The sequence below is a fragment of the Thermodesulfobacteriota bacterium genome, from assembly GCA_039028315.1.
Lineage (GTDB): Bacteria > Desulfobacterota_D > UBA1144 > Nemesobacterales > UBA2774 > CR02bin9.
The window spans coordinates 1-18,583 of the sequence record JBCCIH010000016.1 but is presented as its reverse complement, the minus strand read 5'-3'; the positions used below and the strand labels follow the sequence as shown (position 1 = coordinate 18,583).

Genomic DNA, 18,583 nt, shown 5'->3' with positions numbered 1-18,583 from the left:
TCATATAGATCTTTGGATTTAAGGGTACCTATAATTTTTCCAATTTCAGTGTCTACTCTTTTGACGGCATCAAGATATGTGGGTGACATCCAACCCTTTTTATGCCCTGGTATATCAGGCTCTGGGAAATGGACAAGTATGATGCCGATATTTTCGTCTATGTCCTTTATAAAGCTCTCAGTGATTGTCTCAACGCTATCAGGGCTATATTCAATAACCTCTAATTTATCAATGCTGCCGGGTACTGCAATAAAATTAAGTTTGTCCTTACCCACAAACATAGAGGTATTAATGCCATGTTTATTTGCTACAGTGAAAATGGTTTCGTGCTTTGTATAACCTATCTGAGGTATCCAAGTATTTATGTACGTGCCATGGTTTTCTGGCTTAAGCCCTGTGACTAAAGACATATGAGAAGGGAGTGTATATGGAGGGTCTACAGTTTTAGCGGATGCACTATATGAACCTGCAGATATAAGTTTTTTAAGAGTAGGTGCTGAATCTTGGTTGATGGCATCAGGTCTTAAACCATCTATGGTTATGACTAGAGCTTGTTTTAAATTGTCCTCAGCTAGTGCGTGAACAGTTAATAGAATAAATAATAAACACAGAGCTAAGCTATTTAATCCAAGATTCCTCACAAACTAATTTTACCTTAAGTTTCGTGAGGATATTACTTCGCCATACCTCCATATGCTACTGGACGAGTGTCGCCAAATGTATTAACTAGCGTATCTAAAAACTCATTAATATGATCTTCGCAAAAATGGTAGATAAGAGTGTCCCTTCCACCTCGGCTTGATACGGAAACCTGCTCGTAATGGCGGCTGCATAAATCTTTGTTGCATAACGCACATTGTTTTATACCTTGACGCTCTCCCTCATTTTCACATCTTGTTCCATCTTCGTGGACATAGTCGCATTGATACATTTCCACTGTGATAGTTTTTGTAGACATCAGTTCTCTCCTTTCGCATTAAAAATTAAAACCCGATAACATCAAAGTGTCGAAATGTTTTGATGTTCCCCATACAAATTAAACTAAATTCAGAGAAATAAGTCAATATAGTTTTTGTACTAAGAATAATTTATAAATTTTTCTATGTTACTGTCATACCATAGCCAGTTTGAGGCACAGGACGGGTGTCTCCGAACTTTTCAACCAAAGTTTCCATAAATTCATCATTATGCTGAGGGCAAAAGTAATACGTAAAGTGGTCTCTTGTTCCCTGAACTGTTACGGTGGTTAGTTCATAGTGAGTGATGCAAAGATCGTTATGACATATCCCGCAAACTTTTATTGCCTGCTCGTCACCTTGAGTGCTGCATCTTTGTCCATCTTCATCTATGTGGTCGCATTGAAAGATTTCTACCTCTATTTCTCTCATAGACATATTATTCTCTATTAAACTAAATTAAGGGGGATAAGTCAAACACAAGCTGCTAAAAAGAATTGTTTTGATAGTGCGTACCCGATGAGCCTGGTACTAGCATAAAATTGGTTGCAGGCACCTCATAGTTATTACCAAATTTCTCGATAATCATTTCTACAAATTGATCGGTATGCTCTTTGCAGAAACTATATAAATAGCGGTGACGGCCAGCTTGCAGCTTGCCGTTGCTGACCACAGTAGAAGTTACAGTATTAAGATCAGAATGTGTCTCACAAAAGTCTTTACCGCACACACAGCAAATTCTTATAGCTTCTCTTTGTCCCTGAACTTCGCACCTGGTGCCGTCTTCGTGAGTATGGTCACATTGGATTACTGTAATTTTAATTTCTTTTCTAGACATATATTTTAGTAAAATGATATTGAGTGAAATGTCAACTAGATCTAGCTATTTGATATATGATGGCTTGTTAAAGAAAATGGGTTTTGCATCAGGAGTTCCTGTTGCTCCAGGGTAGCCTCCGTAGTGACTTGGCGGCACTTCATATTTGTCGCCGCAAGTTTCAACTACTAATTTCATTAAATCATTCATATGCTCAACACATAATGGGAATACATGGCGGTGCTGACCTGCAACAAGCATATCATTATTTAAAACCCTGGATGTAACAATGCTCAAATCAGAATGTGTGTCGCATACATCAATACCGCACACACAACATACTCTCATAGACTCCCTGTTGCCTTCGTTAGAACACCGATCACCGTGCTCATCAACATAATCGCAAACAACTACTTCTAACTCTATAGTTTTTTTGCCCAAAGTGAGATCATTCCTTAGTAAGTAATTTTCACTTCTATTTTTATTAAACTAAAAACGCTAACACAAGTCAATATGCTATCTATATTTCGTATGCTATAAAATAGAGACCCAATATTAACTATGTGTTTATAATCTTTGATATTCTTATGAATTTTATCTTTTGTTACTTGATAAAAGGCTTATTGTGATGTATAAAATACCCTAATGATTTCACCACAAGATAGCCTTAAAGGCGCAATAAAGTTTTTTCAGAATAAAGCAAAAGGCAGGCCAAAGTTAGTAAATTTAGAAATTACTAAGCTTTGCAATGCAAAATGTGATTTTTGCGACTACTGGCAAACCCGTCATGAAGAGCGTATTTACGATTACCGTCCTGTTATCAAGAAGATTGATCCGCTCGTTGCAGTTATTACAGGTGGTGAACCAATGCTTAGAAAAGATCTACCTGATATAGTAAGACAAATAAAAGAATGCTCCTATTTTATTTTTACCTCCATGGTCACCAAAGGTGATCTTCTAACTGTAGATAAAGCCCAAGAGCTTTTTGATGCAGGAATAAACCAGATTGCTATATCACTGGATTTCCCTAACAAACAACATGATACATACAGAGGAATACCTGGACTTTATGATAAGCTTTCCAATTTAATGCCGGAGCTTGGCAAGAGGTTTCCTAACCAGCAGATAACTATGAACACAATAATTATGGAAGATAATCTAGAACAGGTGCCTGAGCTTGCCAGAAAGGCAAACGAATGGGGAGTTGGCATATCGTTTAGCTCTTACTGTGTTATGAAAACAAATAACGAAGAGCATTCTGTTCATAATGAGGAGCTTCAGAAAGTTCAAAATCTGGTCGATGAGCTAATTCAGATGCGTAGGGAGATGAAAGGCACTATTCTTTCAACTGAGTATTATCTAAGAGAAATCCCAAGATTTTTCAAAACCGGAGGAATTCCAGGTTGCACAGCAGGTATTAGCCACATTCAGGTTACTCCAAGCGGACATCTAAAACGGTGCTCTGAGATGCCTGTGACTGCTCATTATACTGAATATAAGCCTGATCTTTACGGAAAGACCAACTGTGATGCTTGCTGGTATAGCTGCAGAGGTGAAACACAGACTCCCGCTAATATTAGACGTGCTCTAGAGTATATGGGTGTTTGGGTATAGAAATTACTAAGGGTTTACTTAACGCGCCAGACGGTGCCATCAGCTTTATCTTCTAACAGAATACCTTTTTCATCGAGTTCATCACGTATTTCATCAGCACGGGCCCAGTTCTTATCTTTGCGAGCTTGGATTCTCTCATCTATAAGAGTTTGTATTTCTTCCTCCGTTATATCAGAAGAAGCCTTATCTAGCTTATGTCCTTGTAAATATTCATCGGGGTCGTACTCTAATATTCCCAATGTCTTTCCAAAATCACTAATTTCATCAAGAGCAGTTTGTAGAGTGGTAGTAGGACCGCTTGAATCTAGAGATCTGTTTATTGCTCTTGTTAGTTCAAATAGGCTGCCGAGCGCCTCTGCAGTATTGAAATCATCACACATTGCATTAACCCAGCGCTCCTTAAAGCTATCAATGCTTGCCGCAAGCTCAGAATCTTCCCCACTTGCATTACCTACTTCATCTTTAGCCCTCTTTAGAGTAATGTAGAGCCTTTCCAAAGCTACTTCTGCTTCATTCATTGTTGCGTCAGAAAAGTCTGCAGGATTTAGATACTGATGCGATAGGAAGAAGAGTCTTATGGCTTCTTTACTCCACATAGAAACCGCCTCTCTTACGTTTAAAATATTCCCGATTGATTTAGACATCTTCTCACGGTTGATCTGAATAAGGCCATTGTGAACCCAATATTTTGCAAATGGCTTGCCGGTAGCCGCCTCAGATTGAGCAATTTCATTTTCATGATGAGGAAAAATTAGATCCTTACCACCTCCGTGTATATCAAAGCTGTCTCCAAGATATTTTGTGCTCATAAGAGAACACTCAATATGCCAACCCGGGCGCCCCTTACCCCATGGGCTTTCCCAATACGGTTCCCCCGGTTTAGCTCCTTTCCAAAGAGCAAAATCAAGGGGGTCCTCTTTCTTTTCGTTAACGTCAATTCTAGTTCCCGCGAACATATCATCTGGATCTCTTCTGGAAAGCTTTCCATAGCCGTGATATTTCTTAACTGAGAAAAACACGTCATTCCCAGACTGATATGCATGTCCGTTATCTATGATTCTCTGAATCAGCTCAATTATTTCTTCAATATGCTCAGTTACTTTAGGCTGGATAGTTGGAGCTTTAACACCAATTGACTCCATGTCTTCTTGATATTCTTGAATGTATTTCTCTGAAATTTCATTCGCCGGCACTCCCGTTTCATTGGCTTTGGCAATGATTTTGTCATCGATGTCAGTGAAATTTCTAACATAAGTGACATCATATCCCAAGTAACTTAGAAATCTCTCTATTACATCAAATGTTACTGCCGATCTTGCATGGCCTAAGTGGGCTGATGAATATACAGTAGGTCCGCAGACATACATTTTAATTTTATTTTCTTCGCGTGGAATTAGCTCTTCTTTCTTTTGAGAGAGAGTATTGTAGAGAGTTACTTTTCTACTCATTTTTATCCCTAATTTATATAAGATCTTCCCCGCCATCCACTTTAATCACATTACCTGTAAGAAAATGGGTGCCTGGCTGGCTTAATGCAGCAATTGCTTGTGCAACATCTTGTGTGGTCGTTAGTCTCTTAGCCGGATTTACAGAGGTTGCGTGTTTTATAATTTCCTCATTTCCAGGGATTTTTTCAAGTGCTGGTGTTAAAGTAACTCCTGCTTGAATAGAGTTGGCTGTAATGCCAATTGGCGATAACTCATACGCTAACTGTCTTATGTGAGACTCAAGCGCAGCTTTAGAAGCTGATACTGCACCGTATGTCGGCCAGATTCTATGTCCTCCTGCGCTAGTCATAGCAAAGATTCTTCCGCCTTCTCCCATAAGTCCTCTGGCTACTACTTCTTGTGTCCAGTAAACAAGGCAGTGTGCCATCACATCAAGCGTCATGTCAAAGTTTCTGCTAGATAAGCGAGCTCTTTCCTCATCAGCTATATATGGTTTTAGCGTACCAAATGCTAGTGAGTGTATTAGAACTTTCAAGCTTCCAGGGTTTTCTGTCTGATCTAGTACCTGTTCCATCTCTACAAGCACTTCATTTCGTTTATCCGGATCTGAAGCGTTAACATTAAAAAAGTATGCTTCTCTGCCGTTTTCTTTTATCTTGTTTTGTATTTCCTCAACGTGCGGCATAGTTCCTTTTCTGTCTAGGTGTACGCCAAAGATGTTCATTCCTTGTTTAGATAGCTCAAGTGCTGCGGCCTCTCCAAAACCGCTAGAAGCGCCGAGTATTAGTGCCCATTTATTTTCAAGTGCGTTTGACATAATTTATATTCTCTCCATACATGTTGTTTAAAATTTCTGTACAGATATTACGTAGTTTGAGTGGAATATCAAGGATTTGCTGACACGCCTTATAATATATAAATGTGATTTATCTCTAGTCTACTTTAGATATTTGTTAAAGTTAATGACACTATTTCTTGACACCGTCAGTCAAAGATGCAAACTCATTTTTAAATGGGTGCTAAAAAGTCTCTTGCAAATATAATAGCTACATTTTTCTATGTTGGCTTAATCCCTATAGGTCCTGGGACGTTCGGTACACTGGCTGCTATTCCGCTTTTTTATGCGCTCACCTTTACCCCGTTTTACTTATATTTAGTGATTACCGTCGTAATTATACTTATCTCTGTTTGGGCATCTAAAGTAGCGGAAGAGATATACAAGAAAGAAGATCCGGGTCAAATTGTGGTTGACGAGGTTTGCGGGTTTTTGGTAACCATGATTCTGGTCCCGCCAACAGTTAGCAATATATTCATTGGGTTTTTATTATTTAGAATATTTGATATTACCAAGCCCTATCCGGTAAGGAAGTTTGAACGTATTCCAAATGGATGGGGAGTTGTTCTGGATGATGTAGCGGCTGGAGTCTACGCTTGTATTACGCTTCATATATTCGGTCACTGGGTTTTTTGGACATAAAAATGAAGATAGAAATTCTTACAACTGGCGACGAGCTTATGAGCGGTCTTACTAGGGACGGCAACTTTCAGTGGGCTGGTCAGATGCTTACCGGGCTTGGCTTTAATATTGCCTACCATACCACTGTTGGCGATGACAAAGAGGTACTGAGCTCAGCTTTTAATAATGCAAAAAATAGAGCGGACGCCGTAATTGTAACAGGAGGTCTTGGGCCTACGCCTGATGATCTAACAATTGAAGTTGCTGCAGAATTCTTTGGAGTTGAACTTGAATTTAATCAAGATGCCTTAGATATGATGACTGAAAGGTTTGAAAAAATTGGAAGAAAAGTAAGTAAAACAAATATGAAACAGGTCTATCTACCAAAAGGTTCTAGAGTTTTATTAAACAAGTGGGGAACAGCTCCTGGATTCAGCTCTGATATCGAAAGCACTGTTTTTTATTTTCTCCCAGGAGTTCCTAAAGAATTTAGGGCAATGATGGATGAATATGTGATTCCTGATCTGAAACATAGAAATCCGGGCATGAAAAAATCATCCATGAGGCTTGTTAAAACCTTTGGACTTCCTGAATCAGAAGTTGCACAAAAACTTGAGGGAATTGAAAGAGATGGAATAAGGCTTGGCTACAGGGCTCATTTTAGAGAGATACATTTAAGAGTTTCCTCTTTTGCAGATACGGTCTCTGAAACTGAATCGTTGATGGAAGATTTCTTAAATGATGTCCATTTAAGGCTTGGGTATCATGTGTTTACAACAAATGGTGAGATGCTCGAAGAAGTAGTAGGAAATATGCTCAAAGAAAAAAGTTTAACAATTTCCACTGCAGAGTCATGCACCGGAGGGCTATTATCTGATAGAATTACAAATATTCCAGGGAGCTCAAGTTATTTCCTTGAAGGTGTTGTTTCTTACAGCAACGAGGCAAAAGCAAAAATCCTTGGTGTTCCAACCGAGCTGATTGAGTCTAATGGAGCTGTAAGTGCTCCTGTGGTACAAGCCATGGCAAAGGGCGTGAGGAGTCTTTCTGGCTCGGATATAGGTATCGGCATCTCAGGGATTGCTGGTCCAGGCGGCGGGAGTGAGGAAAAGCCCGTAGGTACTGTGTTTATTGGCTTTGACAGCGATAAAACCGGTTCAGTTGCACGGGAATTTCACTTTCATGGAACAAGAGAAGAGATAAAACTAATAACAGTTTTAAATGCACTTTATCTAATTAGGAAAAATTTATTAAATAATGTATAATTGGGAGGCATTATGGCTAAAGAAGAGACTACTAACACAAGCTTAGAAGAAAAAAAATCAGGTGAAAAAGAAAAGACTATAGATCAAGCAATCTCTTCAATTGAGAAGCAGTTTGGTAAAGGGTCTATTATGAGGCTAGGATCAGATTCCCCGATACCTCAGCTTTCAGTTATTTCCTCAGGGTCAATAGGTCTAGATTCTGCCCTTGGGGTAGGTGGTTTTCCAAAGGGTAGGGTAGTAGAAATTTACGGTCCGGAGTCATCAGGAAAAACCACACTTGCACTTCATGTAATTGCTGAAGCGCATAAACAGGGCGGCATCGCGGCATTTGTAGATGCGGAGCATGCGTTAGACCCAAACTATGCACAAAGACTCGGAGTAAAAGTTGACGACCTTTTAATTTCTCAGCCAGATTTTGGTGAACAGGCACTTGAAATTGTAGACACACTTGTGAGATCTGGTGCCGTAGACGTAATTGTTCTAGACTCTGTTGCAGCTCTTGTTCCTAGAGCTGAGATTGAAGGAGAAATGGGAGATGCCCATGTTGGACTTCAGGCAAGGCTAATGTCTCAAGCGCTTAGAAAATTAACCGGGACAGTTGGAAGATCAAACACACTTGTGATATTCGTCAATCAAACAAGAATGAAAATCGGAACCCTTCCTTATATGAACCCTGAAACGACTAGTGGTGGAACAGCACTTAGATTTTATTCCTCGGTTAGGATCGATGTTCGAAGAATTGGTTCAATCAAGGAAGGCGATGATGTGAAAGGTAATAGGGTAAGGGCAAAAGTGGTGAAAAATAAAGTATCGCCGCCGTTTAGAAATGCAGAGTTTGATATTATGTTTGGCGAAGGGATTTCTCAGACAGGTGAGATGATAGATATTGGAACTAAAGCAAATATAGTAGAAAAAAGCGGGACTTGGTATTCATATAACGGGGAAAGATTGGGGCAGGGCAGAGAAAACTCAAGGACATTTCTTAAAGATAACTCCGAGATAATGGAAAAATTAAAAAAAGAGATACTTGAACATACTGTTGGAAACAAGAGTAGTTAGTTTGCCAAGATCAAAAATAGAAATATAATATGTTTATGGGATTAATGGTAATGGTTAAAGGCTATTAGTTGTAATTTGGATCTGATCTTTTCCTAGCTAATAGTGGGTTAGCAAATCTCAAGTAATAATTAACCTAAGTTAATAAAATTGTATAATTTATATTTGCTCTATTTTAATTAATTTTGACTTAGAGTTTGCCTAATTTTGTGTTTTTATTCTGGGAGATTTTAGAAAGTAGCTATGAGAATATTAGCGATTGAAACATCAACATACTCGGCAAGTATTGCTCTTATGAGTCAAGAGGGAGTTTTAGGTGAATATTATTTCAATATTGGACCGTCTCATACTGAAAAACTTGTTCCTTCGATTGACTGGCTCTTGTCTGAACTAAACACTCAGAAGTCTGATTTAACGGGAGTTGCAGTATCGCTAGGGCCTGGTTCTTTTACCTCTTTAAGAGTAGGACTTTCAACGGCAAAAGGCATTTGCTATTCGCTAGGAATTCCTCTTGTGGGAGCTTCTTCTCTACAAGCGCTAGCTATGAATGTGCCTTTTAGTTCCCATTACATATGTCCTGTGATAGATGCTAGAAAAGGAGAGGTGTTCACGGCGCTTTTTAAATCAGATAACGCAAAATTACAAAGAGTTAGCGAGGACATGGTGATTTCTCCCGATGCTCTTGTTGAAATTATCAATGATGATACTATCTTTATTGGTGATGGAGCTTTACTTTACAGGGAATACCTGGAAGATAATTTAAGGGCTGGTATAATGTTTACCCCTTTAAATTTGAATTACCCAAGAGCATCAAATGTTGCTCTTTCGGTTATAGACAAATTTAAAGCAAATTTAGATAGTAATAATCTTTATGATGAATTAATGTCAGCGGCTCCTCATTACATGAGGAAATCCGAGGCAGAGATATCAAGACAAGAGAGATAAAGGAGATAAGATGAGCGAATCTGAAATAATAGCACAACTCCTTGAAGGAGATGAAGAATTTAAGATGATTCATGATGAGCACAGAGAGCTCGATGAAATAATTAAGAATCTTGAGGATAAAGAAAGCTTAAGTCTTGATGATGAAGTTGAAGTTAGAAGGCTCAAGAAGATAAAGCTTTCTCTGAAAGATCGAATGGAAACTAAAATACACGAGCACAAAAGTAAGTAAGAAAAATTATTAGGCAATTAAACCGCATGGGGGTATTTTGAAATGGCTAGAATGATTGGCGCTGAGATGTTTTTTGAAACTCTTATAGAGGAAGGGATAGACGTAATATTCGGACTTCCAGGTGGTTACGTGCTTAAAGTCTACGACGTTATGCCCAAGTTTGAAGGCAAGATAAAACACGTTTTGGCACGGCATGAACAAGGAGCAACTCATATGGCGGACGGCTATGCAAGAGCCTCCGGAAAACCTGGGGTTGTACTTTGCACTTCCGGTCCTGCAGCTACCAATACAGTAACCGGCATTGCTACAGCTCAGATGGACTCTTCACCAATTGTTGTTTTCACAGGACAGGTTCCACTTCCATATCTTGGCAGCGACGCTTTCCAGGAAGCGGATCACATTGGTATTACTCGTCCATGCACAAAACATAATTATTTAGTTAGGAAAGCAAAAGATCTTCCCAAAACTATGAAAGAGGCTTTTTATATTGCTTCATCTGGAAGACCAAGCCCGGTTCTTGTTGATATGCCAAAGGATGTGATTTTAGAAGAGGATGAGCTTGTTATACCTAAGGAAATTAGTCTAAGAGGTTATAAACCTCCAACCAAAGGTGATCCAAATCAGATACAAAAAGCAGTGGACATGATCCTAAAGTCCAAACGTCCTATTATTTTTGGTGGAGGGGGTCTTATACACTCAAATGCTAGAGAAGAACTAATAGAATTTGCACATCGTCTAGAGGTTCCAGTTACTTCAACCCTTATGGGACTAGGCGCATATCCTCAAGATGATCCGCTATATGTTCATATGTTAGGTATGCACGGATCCTATGCGGCAAACATGGCAGTTCATTCAAGTGATTTAGTTATCTCAATCGGCGCTAGGTTTGACGACAGGGCAACTGGCGGAAATTTTGATGAGTTCTCACCAGATGCTGAAATTATTCACATCGATATAGATCCATCTACAATTGATAAAAATATAGTAGTACATTGCCCAATTCTTGGTGATGCAAAACTAGTTCTCCAACAATTGCTCGAAGCGCTTCCATCTAAAATTGATCTTGCAGGCCGAAAAGAGTGGCTTGCACAAATCAATGAATGGGACGAAAAACACCCAATGAGTTACAATCAAACTGGGGATAAAGTTTTAACAACATATGTAATTGATACATTAAGCAAAGTTACGGAAGACGATGCAATAATTGTGTCTGATGTAGGACAGCACCAGATGTGGGTTGCACAGTTCTACAAATTTAACTATCCAAGGACACATATTACATCTGGCGGACTAGGAACTATGGGATTTGGTTTCCCAGCAGCTATGGGAGCTAAATTCGCATGTCCAGACAAACAGGTTGTATGTGTATGTGGAGATGGAAGCTTCCAGATGAACATGCAGGAGTTGGCTACAGCTGTTGAGCACAAAATGGATCTTAAAATCTTACTGCTTAATAACAGGCATCATGGTATGGTGAGACAGTGGCAAACTATGTTCTTCGAAGGAAATTATTCAGCCTCTTATTTTGAGGTGTTACCGGATTTTGTTATGTTAGCTGAATCTTTTGGAGCAAAAGGCATTAGAGCTGATAAACCAGAGCAGGTTGAAGCTACTCTAAAAGAGGGACTATCAACTGAAGGTGTCGTTCTAATGGAAATCATGGTAGATTGCGAAGAGCTTGTGTATCCAATGATAGCACCAGGCGGCGCAATGAATGATATGATCTTAGGCGCAGTTGATGTGGCTTAATCTGGAGTTTTAAGTATAATAGAAAAGTTTTTTAAGTATTGGGATCTGGGTTAACTTCCCCATATCAATTATAATTTAGATTAATTCCGGAGGTTCATAATAAGTGAGACACACAATTTCTCTATTTGTAGACAATGAATCTGGAGTGCTTTCCAGAGTGGCCGGTTTATTTAGCGCAAGAGGTTTTAATATAGAAAGTCTAAATGTGGCTGAGACACTTGATCCGGATACCTCTAGAATAACTCTAGTGACGACTGGCGATGATTTTATCATTGAACAGGTAATAAAAAGATTCAACAACATGGTCAATGTTATATGGGTTGATGATCTGACTGAAGAAACCAGAGTTGAGAGGGAAATGATATTAATCAGAGTTGAAGCGAAGCAAGCAACTAGGGCTGAAATACTTAGAATGGCAGATATATTCAGAGCCAAGGTCATAGATGTTGGAGCCGAATCATACACGCTTGAGCTAACTGGAGACAAAGAAAAAGTGAATGCATTTATGGAACTACTTGAGCCTATGGGAATAAAAGAGATCGCACGCACAGGTACTGTGGCCATGAAAAGGGATGCTAAAAAATCAAACACAGGAGAGGATAAGGAATGAAGGTTTACTACGATAAGGAAATAAATCAGAAAAAACTTAAAAAAAGAAAAGTTGCAATTATTGGTTATGGAAGTCAAGGCCATGCACATGCTCAGAACTTAAGAGACAGCGGAATGAGTGTTTCTATTGGCTTAAGGAAAGGTAGCAGCAGCTGGGATAAAGCCAAAGGAGCTGGGTTTAATGTGATGACTGTTGATAAAGCATCAAAATGGGCGGATATAATTATGATCCTTGCCCCTGATACTAGCCAGGCAGAAATTTATGCCGATGATATAGTTGATAATCTAAAGCCGGGTGACGCTGTTGCATTTAGTCATGGACTAAATATACATTACCGTCAGATTGTCCCTCCACCTAATGTTGATGTGTTTATGGTAGCTCCAAAGGCTCCAGGACATACTGTAAGAGGTCAATTTGAAGACGGCGCTGGCGTGCCAATGTTAGTGGCTGTTCACCAGGACGCTACTGGCGAGGCTAAGGATATTGCACTTGCTTATGCTGGAGCAATAGGCGGGGGTAGAGCTGGAGTTATAGAAACAACATTCAAAGATGAAACTGAAACCGATCTGTTTGGAGAACAAGCTGTTCTTTGCGGAGGCGTAACAGCACTTATTCAGGCAGGTTTTGAAACTTTAGTAGAAGCAGGATACCCACCGGAAATGGCATATTTTGAGTGCTGTCATGAAGTAAAGTTAATTGTGGATCTTATCTATGAAGGCGGTATAACCAATATGCGCTATTCTATAAGTGATACCGCTGAATATGGTGATTTGACCAGGGGCCCGAGAGTTGTTGATGAAGAATCTAAGAAAGAGATGAAGAAAATCTTGACCGAGATTCAAAACGGTGAGTTTGCTAGAGAATGGATACTTGAGAATAAAGCTGGACGCCCTGTCTACAATGCACTTCTCAAAAAAGGACAAGAGCACCCTATAGAAGAGGTAGGAAGCGAGCTTCGCCAGATGATGAGTACTCTGTTTAAGACAAAACTCGTAGATAAAACAAAGAACTAATGAGGATACGGCGGGCGCCGGTTGCGTCTGAGGGAATTGTTTACATAGTAGTTTTGGCCCTACTTGCATGGGCAGCCGCCATAATCGGTTTTACCATCGTATCATTCATTTTAATTCTTCTAGCAGTTCTGAATGTTTTCTTCTTTCGCGATCCCGACAGAGAAATACCAAATGAGAAGAACGCATTTTTATCACCCGCTGATGGAGTTATAATATTTGTCGAGGATTCCTATGAGAGGGATTTTCTAAGCGATTCGGCCCAAAAAATAAGCATATCACTAGCTATTTATGACTGCCATGTAAACAGAATTCCAATTACAGGCAAAGTTGTAGCCACAAAATATACTCCCGGAAGTTTTCATATCGCAAATATGCCCAGTTGGCTATACCCTGATAGTATGAAAAGAAAATCTGAAGACAATGAGCGTTTAAGCACACTATTAACAACCGATCAAGGTCATAAATATGTGGTAACCCAGATTGCTGGATTTTTAGCCCGAAGGATAGTTTCATATGCCGAGCCTGAGATGGAATTTAAAAGTGGCGATAGATTTGGTATCATAAAGTTTGGATCAAGAGTTGATTTATACCTGCCCGAGGGGTGTTCCGTTGATGTTAAGCAGGGGCAAAGAGTTTGGGCAGGGGAAACTATAGTTGCAAGGATGGGGATATAAGTGCAAGCTAAGAGAAAAAAGTCTAAGAGACAAAGAATGATACCGGTACTACCGAATTTGTTTACTACCGGGAATCTTTTCTGCGGTCTTTTATCAATAATGACATCTATTGAAGTAATAACTGCAGTTTCTGCAGGCGGAGCACCTGAAGAATGGGTATTTAGAAGATTTTGGTGGGCATGTGCATTTATCGTTATATCAGCATTTCTGGATATGATGGATGGAAAGCTGGCAAGATTCTTTAACCATGAGAGCAAGTTTGGTCTATCATATGATTCACTCTCTGATCTAGTATCGTTTGGAGTTGCTCCTGCAGTTCTTGTATACACCTGGGTTCTTATGGGTTCAGGCAAAATTGGACTTATGGCCGTACTGTTTTATGTGGTTTGCGCCGCGCTTAGACTGGCAAGATTTAATGTTCAGTCTGGAGATGAGGAAAAATTTAATTTTACAGGTCTTCCAAGTCCGGCTGCTGCAGGACTGATGATCGCTCCTGTAATGCTCCTCACGGCGCTTAATATAGTGCCTGATATCAGAGCTGTATGGTTTTTCCTTATCGCTGCCCCAGTAATTGGTCTTTTGATGGTTAGTAATGTGAGCTACAGCAAACGCCCTTATTTTAACTTAGGCGGGCCTTTCAATGCATTGGTTGTAGCTGCAATTATTTTTGCTGCCATTATTACACATCCAGAGATAATGTTTATAATAATTGTATACCTTTATGCATTTATTGGACTTGCTTTATATGCAGTAAAACAGCTTAAGGGTAGACCGAAATTATCAGAAGATGCTGAAACTTCTGACAGCGGGTCTTAAAAAAATGGTAGCCTTCTGGTAACTCCCAGATATATTATTAGTAATAATCATATTAGGTCTAGGTCATATATTTTTCATCATATATTTAATCTAAAACTGAGTTCAATTTTACCTCGTATTGATTATATAAACTAAGAAAGGTAGGTATATGAAACTAACAAACACTTCCCAAGTTATAAGTCTGTCATTAATAATTATTATCTTAGGTATACTGATTGTTTCTTGCAATCAACAGGAGAAATCAATGGAAACTCAAAATTTAGAAACTTCGGGCACAACTGAACAATATGAAGTCATAAAATACCAGCTTGATAACGGAATGACCGTAATACTTGAAGAAAATAATTCAGCGCCGGTAGTTGCTGTAAATGTATGGGTGAAGACCGGAAGCGCATGCGAGGTAGATGGAGAATACGGTCTTGCTCATGTGCATGAGCATATGCTTTTTAAAGGTACAGAGAAAAGACAAGTTGGAGAAATTTCACGTTTGATTGAAGCCAGTGGCGGTAATATAAATGCATTTACCTCATTTGATGAAACTGTTTATTACACTGTGATCGCAAGCAGATATCTGGATACTGCGTTGGATGTGCTGGCTGATGCTATGCAGAACTCCACTTTTGACCCTGAGGAGCTAAGCAAAGAGCTAGAGGTCGTTGTGGAAGAAATTAGACGTGGTAAGGATTCTCCATCAAGAGTTCTCAGTGAGAAAATGTTTTCTACTGCTTTTACTAAACACCCTTACGGAAGGACTGTAATAGGATCTGAGGAAAGTGTAAGAAGCTTTACCAGAGAGGGAATCACAGACTTCTACAAAAAGTGGTATGTACCAAGCAATATGGTGTTGGTTGTTGTTGGTGATTTTGACACTAAAGAAATAATGCCGAAAATTGAAAAGCTGTACGGCAATTTTCATAACAATGATATCGCCGAATGTGTAATAGATGAAGAACCTGTACAAGAATCAATCAGAACATATGTAATAGATGAAAATCTGCAAGAAGGTTATTTCAATCTTGCCTATCAAATACCAAATGCTAAGCATGAAGATATTCCTGTGTTAACTGTTTTATCCAACATTTTAGGGGGCGGAGAAAGCTCTAGGTTATTTAGAAGCATCAAGGAGGACCAAGGGCTTGTAAATAATATCTATGCTTATGCATATAGCGGCAAGTATGCAGGTCTATTTGCTGTAGGCGGAAGTTTAGATCCTGAAAAGGCAAAAATAGCTCTTCCAGAAATAGTTGAACAGATAAGCAGATTAAAATATGAGCCTGTTAGTGATGAAGAGCTTGATAGAATAAAAGTTAATATTGAAAGTGATGCTATATATACAAAAGAAACAATGCAAGGGCAGGCTCAAAAACTCGGATTTTATGAGATAGAAGCTGATGATTTTAGATATGAGAAAGAGTATTTAGATAGGGTTTCTAGGGTTACCAAAGAAGATATAATGCTAATAGCACAAAAATATTTAAATGACCAAAACTTAACAGCCGGTTTTTTGCTGCCAACTGATAACATTACAATTACAAAAGAAGAAGTTGATAGAATAATCACTACAGCCTCAAAAAATGTGAAAGATCAAAACGTAGGAAAGGGTGAGGTTCTAATTGAAGAAGACACACTTGCAGTTAACGAAGAAACTGATACTAAAGATCAAAATTTGAAAGAATCTAAAGACATAGCCAAGGATACAATGCCGGGAGATGTCAATAAATTTGTACTGCAAAATGGAATTACAGTTCTTATAAAAAAGAACGATTCAGTGCCTCTTTTTGCTGCAAGAGCAGCATTTTTGGGTGGCGTAAGGTACGAAGACGAATCTACTAATGGTATCTCTAATTACGTATCGCGCATGCTTACAAGAGGAACAGATAATAGAAGTGCTCTTGAAATTGCAGAAGAAATCGAGTCAATAGCAGGTGAGGTTGATGGATTTTCAGGAAGAAATAGCTTCGGCGTAACAGTAGAATCCCTCAGTAAGAACTTTGTTCCAGCTATGGATATATTTGCAGATGTTATGTTGAATCCTAGTTTTGAAGTTGAGGAAACTGAACGTGCTAGAAGAGAGATACTGGCTGATATTAATAGACAGGGGGACAATCTGCTTAGAACTACTGTGAATTTATTCTTAGATACACTTTATACAGAACATCCATATAGGTTAAACCCACTTGGAACTAGCGAGACGGTATCAAGTTTTGATAGCGAAACTCTTCGCAAGTTCTATAAAAAGTATGCTCGACCTGAGAATTTAGTTATTACAGTAGTAGGTAATGTAGATGAGCAAGAAGTTCTTGAAACTATTAAAAAAGACTTTGGGTCAATGGAGAAAGCGAATTCTCCGTCTCCTCTTATCAAGGCAGACACACCTCCTAATGTAGTTAGAGAAAAAATAGATACCAAAGAAGATAAACAGCAGACTCACATTCTTCTCGGGTTCCAGGGACCTACATTAATGGATGATGACCACTATGCAATAGAAGTCCTTAATACAATAATGTCAGGAATGGGTGGCAGACTTTTCTTGGAGCTGAGGGATAAAAGAAGCCTTGCATATTCTGTTACATCATTTTATACACCTGGTTTAGAACCTGGATTTTTGGGTGTGTATATTGGAACAGCTCCCGAAAAAGAAGAGGAAGCGGTTCAAGGTATAAAAGAGCAGCTAACTCTGCTCTTAGAGCAAGGGGTAAGTGATGCAGAAATTGAGAGAGCCCAAAACTATCTCGTCGGTAATTTTGAAATAGGGCTTCAGGAAAATGCGTCCCAGGCTGCAAAAATAACATTTGACGAACTTTATGGAATAGGTTGGGAAGAATACAACCTATATCCCGAGAAAATCTTTGCAGTTACTAAAGAAGATGTTATTGCAGCAGCTAAAAAGTATATAGATCTAGACAAATACACAATTGCAATTGTGAAACCACAAGATTAATCAAGACTTCTTAGGTTTTTGCCTTCATACTATTTAGAGGCCTGGCACCGGGGGTGGTTGTGTACCACCGCAGCGGCAATCACCGATATAAATTCTCTTAGCCGCGACTTCAATTGAAGAGTCCTTCCTTGCTGGCTTAATAGTTTGACCGCTATCACAAGTTTTGATTTTAGAGTCTGAAGTTGTGACTGAAGCAAAAGACTGTAAGCTAAAACCACCTAGAACTAATATAATTACAGCAAGAGCATAAACCACGGCTGATTTTCTCATGAGAGCCTCCTTGATCGAGTGTAGTGTCTTAGGGAAAAGTGAGAAATAATTTTGGAATCGGTTCCCTGAAAAGAATACTATAATAAAACCTGCTAAAGTACAAGTATAATTAACTAGTAATATTATAAATATATGACATATGGTGATTTTGTTCAAAGTCTTTTGCGTACAACTTAATTTTTTAACAACCTTGTAAATCCAAATTCAATTATAGTATAATGAAACGTTAAGGAGCCCGGGGGTATATAGATCTTACCCATAAAAACTCATTAAAGGAGGGTTTCTTTATAATGAGTGGGGTATGATACAAGAGATATGGAGAGACCCCCGGACCCAAGTTTTTCCTCTCATCTATTAAAAAGTATATCGAAAGATTTCTAAGTTTCAGGATTATTTTCTCATTGCAATTTAAATAAATTGTTGATTTTGGTATCAGTCTCATTATAATAATCGTTCTTTAGTTAAGAGGGCTGTTAGCTCAGCTAGGTAGAGCAGATGACTCTTAATCATCGGGCCGGGGGTTCGATTCCCTCACAGCCCATATGATCAGTGCGAGTGTGGCGGAACTGGCAGACGCGCTAGACTTAGGATCTAGTACCGCAAGGTGTGTGGGTTCGACTCCCTCCACTCGCACCACTTCCTAAATATTTAAGTTCTTTGATTTTTACCCAATCCGAACAATTCTATATATAATAAGATTATGCAGAGCATAAGTTCTTTAAAT

The 18,583-nt window shown here is 39.0% G+C and carries 20 protein-coding genes and 2 tRNA genes; 14 read left to right on the top strand and 8 right to left on the bottom strand.

What is annotated here, in order from left to right:
- The 5 genes from AAF462_02195 to AAF462_02175 all read right to left on the bottom strand — a co-directional run.
- A partial coding sequence (locus AAF462_02195) for an alkaline phosphatase family protein (GenBank protein MEM7007923.1) occupies positions 1–641 on the bottom strand: 641 nt, incomplete at its 3' end.
- A 32-nt stretch (positions 642–673) separates the two neighbouring features.
- Positions 674–958: a hypothetical protein gene (locus AAF462_02190; protein MEM7007922.1), complete on the bottom strand. Its 285-nt coding sequence runs from the start codon at positions 956–958 to the stop codon at positions 674–676.
- Between the two features lie 142 nt (positions 959–1,100).
- On the bottom strand, positions 1,101–1,388 hold the full coding sequence (locus tag AAF462_02185) for a hypothetical protein (protein MEM7007921.1): 288 nt from the start codon (positions 1,386–1,388) through the stop codon (positions 1,101–1,103).
- A 55-nt stretch (positions 1,389–1,443) separates the two neighbouring features.
- Entirely contained in the window at positions 1,444–1,794 is a 351-nt protein-coding gene (locus AAF462_02180) for a hypothetical protein (GenBank protein ID MEM7007920.1), read from the bottom strand.
- 45 nt (positions 1,795–1,839) lie between these two features.
- Positions 1,840–2,214, bottom strand: a complete 375-nt coding sequence (locus tag AAF462_02175) for a hypothetical protein (GenBank protein ID MEM7007919.1) — start codon at positions 2,212–2,214, stop codon at positions 1,840–1,842.
- 204 nt (positions 2,215–2,418) lie between these two features.
- Between AAF462_02175 and AAF462_02170 the strand changes: the two genes are divergently transcribed.
- Positions 2,419–3,387, top strand: a complete 969-nt coding sequence (locus tag AAF462_02170) for a radical SAM protein (protein MEM7007918.1) — start codon at positions 2,419–2,421, stop codon at positions 3,385–3,387.
- A gap of 14 nt (positions 3,388–3,401) precedes the next feature.
- Here AAF462_02170 and cysS read toward each other — a convergent pair whose 3' ends face one another.
- Positions 3,402–4,835, bottom strand: coding sequence for a cysteine--tRNA ligase (gene cysS / locus AAF462_02165; protein MEM7007917.1), 1,434 nt, complete (start codon positions 4,833–4,835; stop codon positions 3,402–3,404).
- Between the two features lie 13 nt (positions 4,836–4,848).
- Positions 4,849–5,652, bottom strand: a complete 804-nt coding sequence (locus tag AAF462_02160; protein ID MEM7007916.1) for an SDR family oxidoreductase — start codon at positions 5,650–5,652, stop codon at positions 4,849–4,851.
- Between the two features lie 195 nt (positions 5,653–5,847).
- Here AAF462_02160 and AAF462_02155 point away from each other — a divergent pair, with 195 nt between their 5' ends.
- The 11 genes from AAF462_02155 to AAF462_02105 all read left to right on the top strand — a co-directional run bounded on the left by AAF462_02155 (position 5,848) and on the right by AAF462_02105 (position 17,589).
- The gene (locus AAF462_02155) at positions 5,848–6,312 is read left to right on the top strand and encodes a phosphatidylglycerophosphatase A (protein MEM7007915.1); all 465 of its coding nucleotides are present in this window, start codon (positions 5,848–5,850) and stop codon (positions 6,310–6,312) included.
- 2 nt (positions 6,313–6,314) lie between these two features.
- Positions 6,315–7,556, top strand: a complete 1,242-nt coding sequence (locus tag AAF462_02150) for a competence/damage-inducible protein A (GenBank protein MEM7007914.1) — start codon at positions 6,315–6,317, stop codon at positions 7,554–7,556.
- Between the two features lie 12 nt (positions 7,557–7,568).
- Positions 7,569–8,615, top strand: coding sequence for a recombinase RecA (gene recA / locus AAF462_02145; GenBank protein MEM7007913.1), 1,047 nt, complete (start codon positions 7,569–7,571; stop codon positions 8,613–8,615).
- A 240-nt stretch (positions 8,616–8,855) separates the two neighbouring features.
- Complete coding sequence (gene tsaB / locus AAF462_02140) at positions 8,856–9,557, top strand: tRNA (adenosine(37)-N6)-threonylcarbamoyltransferase complex dimerization subunit type 1 TsaB (protein ID MEM7007912.1); 702 nt, start codon at positions 8,856–8,858, stop codon at positions 9,555–9,557.
- 10 nt (positions 9,558–9,567) lie between these two features.
- Entirely contained in the window at positions 9,568–9,786 is a 219-nt protein-coding gene (locus AAF462_02135; protein MEM7007911.1) for a YdcH family protein, read from the top strand.
- A gap of 42 nt (positions 9,787–9,828) precedes the next feature.
- A complete protein-coding gene (gene ilvB / locus AAF462_02130; protein ID MEM7007910.1) occupies positions 9,829–11,535 on the top strand; it encodes a biosynthetic-type acetolactate synthase large subunit in 1,707 nt (568 codons plus the stop codon).
- Positions 11,536–11,638: 103 nt separating this feature from the next.
- Complete coding sequence (gene ilvN, locus AAF462_02125) at positions 11,639–12,145, top strand: acetolactate synthase small subunit (GenBank protein ID MEM7007909.1); 507 nt, start codon at positions 11,639–11,641, stop codon at positions 12,143–12,145.
- The gene (ilvC, locus tag AAF462_02120; protein ID MEM7007908.1) at positions 12,142–13,158 is read left to right on the top strand and encodes a ketol-acid reductoisomerase; all 1,017 of its coding nucleotides are present in this window, start codon (positions 12,142–12,144) and stop codon (positions 13,156–13,158) included. The genes ilvN and ilvC overlap by 4 nt, the downstream gene beginning before the upstream one ends.
- Entirely contained in the window at positions 13,158–13,832 is a 675-nt protein-coding gene (locus AAF462_02115; GenBank protein MEM7007907.1) for a phosphatidylserine decarboxylase, read from the top strand. Before ilvC ends, AAF462_02115 begins: the two co-directional genes overlap by 1 nt.
- The gene (gene pssA, locus AAF462_02110) at positions 13,833–14,648 is read left to right on the top strand and encodes a CDP-diacylglycerol--serine O-phosphatidyltransferase (protein MEM7007906.1); all 816 of its coding nucleotides are present in this window, start codon (positions 13,833–13,835) and stop codon (positions 14,646–14,648) included.
- Between the two features lie 244 nt (positions 14,649–14,892).
- Positions 14,893–17,589 (top strand): pitrilysin family protein, encoded by a 2,697-nt coding sequence (locus tag AAF462_02105; protein MEM7007905.1) that lies wholly within the window; start codon positions 14,893–14,895, stop codon positions 17,587–17,589.
- 33 nt (positions 17,590–17,622) lie between these two features.
- Here AAF462_02105 and AAF462_02100 read toward each other — a convergent pair whose 3' ends face one another.
- Positions 17,623–17,859, bottom strand: coding sequence for a hypothetical protein (locus tag AAF462_02100; GenBank protein ID MEM7007904.1), 237 nt, complete (start codon positions 17,857–17,859; stop codon positions 17,623–17,625).
- Between the two features lie 467 nt (positions 17,860–18,326).
- Here AAF462_02100 and AAF462_02095 point away from each other — a divergent pair.
- Together AAF462_02095 and AAF462_02090 are read left to right on the top strand one after the other, a co-directional pair.
- Positions 18,327–18,400 (top strand) — tRNA-Lys (locus tag AAF462_02095).
- 10 nt (positions 18,401–18,410) lie between these two features.
- Positions 18,411–18,495, top strand: a tRNA-Leu gene (locus AAF462_02090).
- The last annotated feature ends 88 nt before the right edge of the window (positions 18,496–18,583 follow it).